Raw genomic sequence first — 10,578 nt, forward strand, 5'->3', positions numbered from 1 at the left:
CCTGACGCAGGCGGACTTCGACGCCATCGCTCGAGAACTCAACGAGCGGCCTCGACAGACCCTTGGCTTTCGGTCACCCTCGCAGGTGCTGGCGGAGGTGTTGCGTTGACCGCCTGAGCCCGCAACCAAGACCGGCCGAACCATGACCCATGTCCTGATGTAGATCTGTCACCGATGTCCTGCGACATGACAGACGTAGGTGAAAACCCCCCACGACGCCGCCGCAGCGGTGATGGCCAGCAGCACGGGCGTGCGGTCCAGGCCGACCGGGCCGTCGGGGTCGGTGGTGTAGTTCGTGATCAATCCACCGGTCGTCATGTACCCCGCGGCGTTGTTCCCCGCGAACACCAGCGCAGCCAGCAGCACGAGCAGCCAGTGCCGCCGGAACAGCTCCACCACCGGGACCCTGGGCCGCACGCTCCGGGCACGCATCTCCTGGAACACGGGCGACTCGTCGACCGTCCGGCGCACGAGGAACCCGATGCCGATGAGCAGGAAGCTCAGCAGGAACGGGACCCGCCAGCCCCGGGCGACGAAGGCGTCACCGGGCGAGACCACCCCCGTCATCAGCGCCGTCACCCCCGAGGCGAGCAGCATGCCGAGGGGGACGCCGAGCTGGGGGAACGACCCGGCGCGGGCGCGGTGGCGGCGGTCCGCGTGCTCCACGGACATGAGCACGGCACCGCCCCACTCCCCGCCGGCGGCGAGGCCCTGCAGGATGCGCAGGAGCAGCAGCAGCACCGGGGCCAGCACGCCCGCGCTGTCGTAGGTGGGCAGCACGCCGATCAGGGTGGTCGCCCCGCCCATGAGGACGAGCGTGAGGACGAGCACGGCCCGGCGGCCGATGCGGTCGCCGAAGTGACCGGCGGGGAACGCGCCTAGGGGGCGGAACAGGAAGCTGACGCCGACGGTGGCGAAGGCCAGCAGCAGGCCGATGCGCTCCCCGGCGGGGGCGAAGAATGCCTGGGCGAACACGAGCCCGGCGGCGGTGCCGTAGATGAAGAAGTCGTACCACTCGATCGTGGTGCCGACGAGGGTCGCCACCACGATCCTGCGCCGTCCTGCCGCGGTGGTGACGTCGGTCCTGGAGGAGGTCGTGGCGGTCATGCCGTCTCCTTGAGCCGGGGCCCGCTCCTGCGCGAGCCGTGGGTCCTGCGGTGGTGGCGGGGTGCGCCACCCCTGCGCGGTCGGGGTGCCACCGGCCCCGCGCTCGTCGCGCTCCCGGCGGGTCCGCCCGCCCGGGACCGGCCGCGCTGCCGGTGCACGCCGCACGCTCGCAGTCGCCGCAGTTCGTGCAAAGCGGGGACTGTCGAGGTGGAAACCCGGCTCCTCCGATGTTCGGTCCCGCGCACGGGGACCCGGTGGGCGTCTCCGGGCCCGCGGCGTCACCCCTGCACGGCGAACGCGTCGAGCGGCGTCCCGGCCTCGTAGGGGCCGAAGAAGAGGTCGGCGCCGTCCCCGGTCAGCGTCACGCCCGAGCCGTTCCTCCCGTCGAAACCCGCGACCTCGGCGAAGGGCAGCCGCTCGTGGGGATCGTCGGGGTCGGTGATCTCCAGCAACCAGCCGCCCGCGACCGGCAGCAGCCCGGGATCGCGCAGGACGACGCGCATCAGCCCGCCGTGACCGGTGAGCACCACCGCGCCGCGGAAGCGCAGTCCCGCTCCGCGGGGGGCGGCCTCCGGGAAGGCGAAGACGTCCCCGTGGCGGACGACGCCGTCGACCAGGTCGACCCGGCCGTCGGGCGTGCGCGAGACGTAGCGCAGCAGCGACTCCTTGACGCCCCACACGAGCGCGCTCACGCGGCACCACCGGTCCACCGGATCGAGTGGGCGAACTCGATCAGGGCACGCACCCGCTCGGGCGGGTCCACGCTCGCCGACCAGATGACGTCGATGCCGACGGGTTCCACGGGGGGCTCGATCTCCTTGACCGCGAGCGGGTAGCCCTCGTAGCTGCGGGAGTTGGCGGGCCGCTGCACCAGGACGCCGTAGCCCAGGCCGCGCCCGACGAGGGTGCGGACCGCCTCGTAGCTGCCGGTTCGGTGACGCACGCGCGGGGTCAGCCCGCGGGCGGCGAACATCGACAACGTGTGCTCGCTGGACGGTGGCGCGTCCAGCAGGATGAGGTCGCGCTCGACGAGGTCCTCCAGCCGCACCGCGGCGGCGCCGGCGAGGGGGTCCTCGGCGGAGAGGAGCACGTGCGCCGGCAGCGCGAACAGGCGCTCGCGCCGCGGGCACCCGGGCACGAGCGTCTCGTAGACGAAGGCGACGTCCACCTCGCCGGACTCGATCCGGCCGGCCAGCCGGTCGTGGGTGACCTCCAGCAGGTGCAGCTCCACGCGCGGGTGGGCCGCGGCGAAGTCGTGCAGCAGCGTGGGCAGCACGGTGGGCACCAGGGTCGGGTAGCACCCGATGGTGATGGGCCCCACGAGCTCGCCGGGCACGCCCCGCAGCTCGGCCGCGAGCTCGCAGGCCGCGGCGAGCAGCGGGCGCGCACGGTCGACGACGTGCGCGCCGGCGCTGGTCAGCGTGGCGCCGTGGGCGCGGCGGCGCAGGGTGAGGGGGGTGCCGAGCAGCCGGTCCAGCTCGCTGAGGGCGTCGGAGAGGGCGGACGGGGAGACGTGCAGCTCCCGGGCGGCGGCGGAGATGGTGCCCGCGTCCGCCACGGCCACGAGGTAGGCGAGCTGGCGGAGGGTGAAGTCCGGGACGGGCACCACGTCGAGACCCCTTCGTCGACTGAGCCGGTCATTCTGCCCGGAACATCCCGCTTTCTCCAGGGTGGTGACCGGACGATACTCGCCCCCACCGGTGCACCGATGCACCGGTGCAGCGCTGGACACGAGGATGTGCCTGATGAGCCGACCGGCCCCCGTCGCCGACTGGGTGACGATCCCCGACCTGTACCGCGACCCGTTCCCGATCTACGACAGGCTGCGCGGCGAGGGCGGGGTCCACTGGGTGCCCGCCGTCGGGCGGTACCTCATCACGACGTACGACGCCGTCCACGCCACCGAGGTCGACCAGGGGACGTTCTCGGCGAACGAGGAGGGATCGCTGCAGATCCGCGCGATGGGGCACTCGATGCTCCGCCGGGACGACCCCGAGCACTACCTCGAGCGCAAGGCCTGGCAGCCGGTGCTGCGCCCCGGCGTCGTCAAGCGCACCTGGACGTCGGTGTTCGAGCGCAACGCCGACCGGTACCTCGCCGAACTGGTGGAGAAGGGACCGGGCGCCGACCTCGTCCGGGACTTCGCCGCACCCTTCGCCGCCGAGAACCTGCGCGAGGTCCTCGGTTTCCACAACGTCACCCAGCAGGACCTGCAGCGGTGGTCGCAGACCCTCATCGACGCGACGGGGAACTACGCCGACGACCCCGACGTGTGGTCCCGGGGCGAGCGTTCCTTCGGCGAGGTGGACGTCGCCCTGGACGAGATGCTGCGCTGGCACGCCGACCACCCCGACCACTCCCTCATCTCCACCCTGTTGCGCACCCCGGACTACGAGATGCCGATCGAGAGGATCCGGGCCAACGTCAAGATGACGATCGGCGGTGGGCTCAACGAACCGCGCGACGCGCTGGGCGTCGCCGCCTGGGCACTGCTCACCCACCCCGAGCAGCGCCGGCTGGTCGAGGCCGGCAGCTCCTCGTGGCAGGCCGTCTTCGACGAGGCCGTCCGGTGGGTCGCCCCCATCGGCCTGTACTCCAGGCAGGTCACCCGCGACACGGTGCTGGCCGGGGTGCGGCTGCCCGCGGGTGCACGGCTCGGCATCTGCATCCTGTCCGCCAACCGCGACGAGCGGGTCTGGACCGACCCGGCCGCCTTCGACGTGCAGCGGGAGGTGAAACCCCACCTGGCGTTCAGCAAGGGGGTGCACGTCTGCCTCGGGGCCTGGGTCGCGCGCGCGGAGGTCGCCACCGTCGGCCTGCCCGCCCTGTTCGGGCGGCTGGAGGGCCTCGACCTCGTCCCCGAGCACCCGGCCGAGATCGGCGGGTGGGTCTTCCGCGGCATGCTCGAGCTCCCCGTGACCTGGCGCGGGACCCGCTCGAGCGCGGCTCCCCCGGTCCCCGCGGCGTCCGCGGCGACCTCGGTCCCCGGCCGGGCGCGCCGGGGACCGTCGGTGGCGGTCGTCGGCGCCGGCCCCGCGGGGTGCTTCACCGCGCAGGCGGTGCGGCGCGCCCTGCCCGCGGCCCGCATCGACGTGTTCGACCGGCTGCCCGTGCCGTACGGGCTCGTCCGGTACGGGGTGGCCGCCGACCACCAGGGCACCAAGGCGGTGGCGCGGCAGTTCGACCGGCTGTTCCGCGACGAGGAGGTGCGCTTCCACGGCAACGTGACCCTGGGGGGCGAGCTCGACCTGGCGACGCTGCGCTCCTCCTTCGACGCGGTCGTGCTCGCCACCGGGCTGCACGAGGACGAGGTGCTCGCCGTGCCGGGTGCCCGGCTCGCGGGCGTCACGGGCTCGGGCCGGCTGACCCGCACCCTGAACGGCCACCCCGACGAGCACGACGGTGCCCGCACCGTCGAGCCGCTGGGCGGGGAGGTGGTCGTCGTCGGCCACGGCAACGTCGCGGTCGACGTCGTGCGGCTGCTGACCCGCGACCGCGCCGGCCTCCACGGCAGCGACGTCGACGACGCGGTCCGCGACCGGCTCGTCGAGAGCCTGCGCGTGGTGCACGTGGTCGGCCGCTCCCTGCCGCACCGCGCGCGCTTCGACCCGGTCGTGCTGCAGGAGGTCGCGGACCTGCCGGGGGTGGCGCACGTCGTCCACGGCCTCGAGGACGCCGAACTGCCGCCCGGCGACGCCCGCGTCGAGGCGGTGCGCGCCCTCGCCGCCACCGCGGCCTCGGGCGCGCGGGTGCGGGTGGAGTGGTGGTTCGGGTTCACCCCGGAGCGGTTCGAGGGCACCGCGCACGTCGAGGCCGTCTGCTTCCGGGGACCGCGCGGGCCCGTGCGCCTGGCGTGCGACTCCGTCGTGACCGCCGTCGGTTTCCGCGCGGACGGGACCACCCCGCTGGTCCCCGGAGCGCACGGTGCCGGGCGCGTCGAACCGGGCCTGTACGTGGCCGGCTGGTTGCGCCGCGGCCCGCGCGGGACCATCGCCGAGCAGCGCGCCGACGCGCGCGACCTGGCGGCGCTCATCCGTGCCGACCTGACCGCCGGAGCTCCCGGAGCCGTCGGCACCGGCCGCCCCGGCCGCGACGGGCTGCCGCCGCTGCCCGGTGCGGTGGACTTCGACGGGTGGCGGCGCATCGACCTGCGCGAGACGCTCGACGCCGCGCCCGGGCGGGTCCGCACCAAGATCCGCACCCGGGAGGAGTTGCTGCGCACCGCGCGCAGCGACCTCCCCCTGCCGCGGACGGACCCCGGTCGGGCGGGCCGGTCCGCGGCGATCGACCTCCCGGTCACCATCGCCTTCGGCACCGAGTCCGGCAACGCCGAGCTCGTCGCCGAGGACCTGCGACGGCGGCTCGAGGCGCGCACCGCCGTCGAGGTCGTCGACCTGGCCACCGCCACCTCAGAGGACCTCGCCCCGGACCGCTTCCTCGTCGTGGTGTGCTCCACGTACGGCGACGGCGAACTGCCCACCGGGGTCCGCCCGTTCCGCGAGCGCCTCCTCGCCCGGCGACCGGACCTCTCGGGGGCGAGGTACGCCGTGTTCGGCCTGGGCGACCGCAGCTACACGAGGACGTACTCGCGCGGCAGCGAACTGCTCGACGAGGCGCTCGCGCGCTGCGGCGCCGTCCGGGTCGGGGAGTACGGGCGCCACGACGCCGGGGGTGGCGAGGACGCCGTCCAGGTCGCCGGTGACTGGATCGAGGGCGTCCTGGCCGAGGTGGCTGCGCCCGCACCGGTCGGCGCGGGAGCCTGACCGGCCGGTGGCGGGGCCGGCGGGGGGCGCCGCTTATCCCGTGGAACCCGTCGGGGACGACGGTTACCGTCGGTGCACGTGCGGGACCTCCCCCTGAAAGACCCCGGTACCCCCGACGTCCGATCACCCCTGCGCCTGCTGCTGCGCACGGCCGCGCAGCAGCGGCGCTCCATGGCGATCGGCACCGCCTTCGGCTGCGTGTGGATGCTCTCGCAGGCCGTCCTGCCCGCCGCCGTCGGCAAGGCCCTCGACGAGGGCGTCATCGCCGGCGACGACGGGGCCCTGCTGCGCTGGGCCGGCGTCGTGCTGGCCCTGGCCGCGGTCACCACCGTCGCCGCGGTGGCGCGGCACCGCTTCGCCGTCACCAACTGGCTCACCGCGTGCTTCCGCACCCTGCAGCAGGTCGGCCGGCACACCGCGCGCGCCGGCACCGCCGTCACCGCCCGGCTCCCCCAGGGCGAGGTGCTGGCCAGCACCTCCTCCGACGGACCGCGCCTGGGCGACGCCTTCGACGTCACCCAGCGCGCCGTGGCCTCCGTGCTCGCCGTGGTCGTCGTCGCCCTCCTGGTGCTGCGCACCTCCACCTCGCTGGGGCTGATCGTCCTGCTCGGCATCCCCGCCGTCCTGGTGGTCCTGGTGGTGCTGCTTCGGCCCCTGAAGAAGCGCCAGCACGTCCAGCGGGAGCTCACCGGGCAGCTGACCGCGCTGGGCACCGACACCGTGCGGGGCCTGCGCGTGCTGCGCGGCGTCGGCGGCGAGGAGCTGTTCCTGGCCCGTTACCGGGAGCAGAGCCAGCGGGTGCGGGCCGCGGGCGTGCGGGTGGCCGCGTGGGAGTCCGCGCTGGAGGCGCTGCAGGTCCTCGTGCCCGGCCTGCTCGTGGCCTCCCTCGTGTGGGCGGGAGCGCGCGCCACCGTGCGCGGGGAGATCAGCCCCGGGGACCTCGTCGCCCTCTACGGCTACGCCGCGTTCCTCACCTCCCCCCTGCGGATGCTCGTGGAGACGGCCGACAAGTACGCCCGCGCCCTCGTCGCCGCACGGCGCCTCGTGACGATGCTGGAGGTGCCGCCGCGGCTCGCGGACGTGCCCGCCGGCGAGGAGCGGCACCCGCCGGCGGGGCCGCTGGCCGACCCCGCCTCCGGCGTCGTCGCCGTCCCCGGTGAGCTGACCGTCGTCGTCAGCGACCCGCCCGAGCTGGCCGCGCCGCTGTTGCGCCGCCTGGCCCGCTTCGACGACGGCGACGGTGGCGGCAGCCCGGACGACGGCACGGACGACGGCCGTGGCGCCACCCTCGCCGGGGTGCCGCTGCGGCGGGTGCCGGTGGCGGAGGTCCGCCACCGCGTCGTGCTCGCCGAGGACGACGCGCAGCTGTTCAGCGGCACCCTGCGCGAGCAGGTCGACCCCGAGGGGACGCGCACCGACGCGGAGGTGCTCTCCGCGATGGAGGTCGCCGATGCCACGGGGATCGTCGAGCTCGTGGACGGCGGGCTGCGCGGGGCCGTCACCGAGCGGGGCCGCTCGCTGTCCGGCGGCCAGCGCCAGCGCCTGGCCCTGGCCCGCGCCCTGCTGCGCGAACCGGAGGTGCTGGTGCTCCTTGAACCCACCAGCGCCGTCGACGCGCACACCGAGGCGCGCATCGCCGCCCGGCTGCGCGCCGCCCGCGCCGGGCGCACCACGCTCGTCGCCAGCGGCAGCCCGCTCGTGGTCCCGCACGCCGACACCGTGCACTGGCTGCGCGACGGGCGCGTCGTCGCCAGCGGCCGCCACGCCGACCTGCTGGCCGACCCCGCCTACCGCCGCTTCGTCACCCGCGACGCCGGCGCGGGCGACGCGCACGGGGCACCCGCCGGTGGCGCGGTGCCCGCGCAGCCCACCACCCGCCGCCCCGTGCCCGCCCCGCTGCCTGGTCAGGAGACCTGAGTGAGCACCACCGCCGAGGGCTCCGACCCCCTCCTCGACGAGCGCACCACCCTGCCGGTCGCCGACCGCACCCAGGTGCTGCGCGACGTGGCGCGCCTCGTGCGGCAGCACCGCCGCCCCGGGCTGGTGATGATGGCGCTGCACTCCGGCGCGGCCCTGGTCGGCCTGGCCGGCCCGTGGCTGCTGGGTGGCCTCGTGGACCGGGTCGCGGCGGCCGCGCGCGGCGCCGACCCCACCGCGGTGCTCGCCGACGTGGACCGCACCGTCGCCCTGCTCGTGGCGGCCGTCGTCGCGCAGGCCGTCCTGGCGCGGGTGGCGCGGTACCGCTCCCTGTCCCTGGCCGAGGGCGTGTTCGGGCAGCTGCGCGAGGAGTTCCTCGCCCGCGCGACCCGGCTGCCGCTGTCGGTGGTCGAGCAGGCGGGCACCGGCGACCTCGTCTCGCGCACCACCAACGACGTCGAGTCGCTGAGCTACACCGTGCGCTACGGAGCGCCCGCGATCCTCGTGGCCGCCGTGACCACGGTGTTCACCGTCGCCGCGGCGTTCCTGGCCGGGCCCCTGGTAGCGCTGGCGATCCTCGCCGGCCTGCCCGGTCTCGTCGCGGGAACCCGCTGGTACCTGCGCCGCGCCCCCGCGGGCTACGCCGCCGAGCGCGCCTGGTGGGGACGCATCTCCACCACCCTCGGCGAGAACGTCGAGAACGTGCGCACGGTGGAGGCGCTGGCGCTGGCCGAGCACCGGGTGCGGCTGCTGGACCGCGTCATCGGTGAGACCGTGCGCCGCGAGCGCTACACGCTGGGCCTGCGCGTGCGGTGGTTCCCCACGATCGAGATGTCGTACCTGCTGCCCGTGGTGGTGGCGCTGGTGTGGGGAGGTTTCCTCGTCCGGCGCGACCTCGCCAGCGTCGGGGAGGTCGCGACCGTCGTGCTGTACCTGCGCCAGCTCGTCGGCCCCGTCAACGAGCTGCTCATCTGGTGGGACGAGCTGCAGGTCGGGCAGGCGTCGTTCGCGCGCGTCGTCGGCCTGGCGACCGTCGCCCCGGACCGCACCGAGACGGGCGAGGAACCCGCCTCGGACGACGTGCGGGCCGAGCACGTGGGTTACGAGTACGCCCCCGGCAGGCCGGTGCTGCACGGGGTGTCGCTGTCCCTGGAACCCGGTGAGCGCCTCGCGGTCGTCGGCCCCACCGGCGCCGGCAAGTCGACCCTCGGCCGGCTCATCGCCGGCATCGCCCCGCCCACCAGCGGGTCGGTGCGCGTGGGCGGCGCCGAGGTGACGGGGCTGCCGCTGGACGAGATGCGCCGCCAGGTCGCCCTCGTCACGCAGGAGCGGCACGTGTTCAGCGCCTCGCTGCGCGACAACGTCGCCCTGCCGGTGCCGGACGCGCCGGACGCGGCGGTGGAGGCCGCGCTGGAGGCCGTCGACGCCCTCGGCTGGGCGCGGGCCCTGCCCGCCGGCCTGGCCACGACGGTCGGCGAGAACGGGGTGGAGCTGTCCGCCGCGCAGGCGCAGCAGGTGGCGCTCGCCCGCCTGGTGCTGGCCGACCCGCACACCCTCGTGCTGGACGAGGCGACCTCGCTGCTGGACCCGAACACGGCCCGGCACACCGAGCGCTCGCTGGCGGCGGTGCTGGCCGGGCGCACCACCGTGGCCATCGCGCACCGCCTGCACACCGCCCACGACGCCGACCGCATCGCCGTCGTCGAGGGCGGGCGCATCACCGAGCTCGGCACGCACGACGAGCTCGTCGACGCCGGCGGGCCGTACGCGCACCTGTGGCGCAGCTGGCACGGCGGCTGAGGGAGGGCACCCCCGCGGGGGTGGTCGCGACCGCGCCACGGCCCGCGCGCCCCTACCCGTGGCGCGCAGGCCGTGGCACGGTGGTCGCGTGACGCTGGAGGACCTCGTCCGGCTGCGCCGGGTGCGCGACCTGATCGACCGCGAGCACGCGCAGCCGCTCGACGTCCCCGCGCTGGCGCGCGCCGCCCTGATGTCGCCCGGCCACTTCTCGCGCAGCTTCCGCGCGGCCTTCGGGGAGAGCCCGTACAGCTACCTGATGACGCGGCGCGTGGAGCGGGCCAAGGCGCTGCTGCGGCACGGCGACCTGACGGTGACGGAGGTGTGCGTGGCGGTCGGCTGCACGTCGCTGGGCTCGTTCAGCTCGCGGTTCACCGAACTGGTCGGCGAGAGCCCCAGCGCGTACCGGGCTCGCCACCACGCCGGGGCGGCCGTCGTGCCCGCCTGCGTCGCCCGGGTCCGCACGCGACCGGTCAGGAACGGAGAAGCACGGGACGCGGGCGTACGCCTAGCGTGAAGCGCATGGACATCACGCTCTCGCAGTGCTTCATCGCCGTCGACGACCACGAGGCCGCTCTCGCGTTCTACCGCGACGCCCTCGGCCTGGAGGTGCGCAACGACGTCGAGTTCGAGGGGATGCGCTGGACGACCGTCGGATCGCCCGCGCAACCGGACGTGGAGATCGTGCTCGAGCCGCCGCTGGCGGACCCGAACGCCTCCCCCGCCGACCGCCGGACCGCCGCGGAACTGCTCGCGAAGGGGATGCTCCGCGGGGTCATCTTCCGCACCGACGACTGCGACGCCACCTTCGAGCGGGTGCGCGCCGCGGGCGGGGAGGTGCTGCAGGAACCGATGGACCAGCCGTACGGCGTGCGCGACTGCGCCTTCCGCGACCCCGCCGGCAACATGCTGCGCTTCAACCAGCCGAAGGGCGGGTGACCGCCAGCCGCGGGCGGGGCGCGCGGTGACCGCGGCGGACCCCCGGGGGCCCCCC

General features: G+C 75.4%; 7 protein-coding genes and 2 pseudogenes. 6 read left to right on the top strand and 3 right to left on the bottom strand.

Annotated elements, in window-relative coordinates:
• Positions 1–109, top strand: a pseudogene (locus ACRYR8_RS19810) (IS30 family transposase); the annotation flags it as partial.
• An 83-nt stretch (positions 110–192) separates the two neighbouring features.
• Here the strand turns inward: ACRYR8_RS19810 and ACRYR8_RS19815 are convergent.
• From ACRYR8_RS19815 to ACRYR8_RS19825, 3 genes and pseudogenes are all read right to left on the bottom strand, one after another.
• A pseudogene (locus tag ACRYR8_RS19815) lies at positions 193–1,107 on the bottom strand (MFS transporter); the annotation flags it as partial.
• A 278-nt stretch (positions 1,108–1,385) separates the two neighbouring features.
• A complete protein-coding gene (locus tag ACRYR8_RS19820; RefSeq protein WP_432484503.1) occupies positions 1,386–1,799 on the bottom strand; it encodes an HtaA domain-containing protein in 414 nt (137 codons plus the stop codon).
• Complete coding sequence (locus ACRYR8_RS19825; RefSeq protein ID WP_432484501.1) at positions 1,796–2,716, bottom strand: LysR family transcriptional regulator; 921 nt, start codon at positions 2,714–2,716, stop codon at positions 1,796–1,798. The genes ACRYR8_RS19820 and ACRYR8_RS19825 overlap by 4 nt, the downstream gene beginning before the upstream one ends.
• Before the next feature lie 136 nt (positions 2,717–2,852).
• On the opposite strand from ACRYR8_RS19825, the gene ACRYR8_RS19830 reads away from it, so the two are divergent.
• From ACRYR8_RS19830 to ACRYR8_RS19850, 5 genes are all read left to right on the top strand, one after another.
• The gene (locus ACRYR8_RS19830; protein ID WP_432484499.1) at positions 2,853–5,870 is read left to right on the top strand and encodes a cytochrome P450; all 3,018 of its coding nucleotides are present in this window, start codon (positions 2,853–2,855) and stop codon (positions 5,868–5,870) included.
• 78 nt (positions 5,871–5,948) lie between these two features.
• Positions 5,949–7,787, top strand: a complete 1,839-nt coding sequence (locus ACRYR8_RS19835; RefSeq protein WP_432484497.1) for an ABC transporter transmembrane domain-containing protein — start codon at positions 5,949–5,951, stop codon at positions 7,785–7,787.
• Positions 7,788–9,587: an ABC transporter ATP-binding protein gene (locus ACRYR8_RS19840; protein ID WP_432484495.1), complete on the top strand. Its 1,800-nt coding sequence runs from the start codon at positions 7,788–7,790 to the stop codon at positions 9,585–9,587.
• Positions 9,588–9,675: 88 nt separating this feature from the next.
• Positions 9,676–10,101: a helix-turn-helix transcriptional regulator gene (locus ACRYR8_RS19845; RefSeq protein WP_432484493.1), complete on the top strand. Its 426-nt coding sequence runs from the start codon at positions 9,676–9,678 to the stop codon at positions 10,099–10,101.
• 5 nt (positions 10,102–10,106) lie between these two features.
• A complete protein-coding gene (locus tag ACRYR8_RS19850) occupies positions 10,107–10,523 on the top strand; it encodes a VOC family protein (RefSeq protein ID WP_432484491.1) in 417 nt (138 codons plus the stop codon).
• Positions 10,524–10,578 lie beyond the last annotated feature (55 nt).

Origin of the sequence: Kineococcus esterisolvens, from assembly GCF_050871405.1 — a bacterium.
In the GTDB taxonomy this organism is placed as follows: domain Bacteria; phylum Actinomycetota; class Actinomycetes; order Actinomycetales; family Kineococcaceae; genus Kineococcus.

Coding starts and splice junctions, on each gene's coding strand:
- ACRYR8_RS19850 (WP_432484491.1), top strand. CDS start 10,107: ATGGACATCACGCTCTCGCAGTGCTTCATCGCCGTCGACGACCACGAG.
- ACRYR8_RS19830 (WP_432484499.1), top strand. CDS start 2,853: ATGAGCCGACCGGCCCCCGTCGCCGACTGGGTGACGATCCCCGACCTG.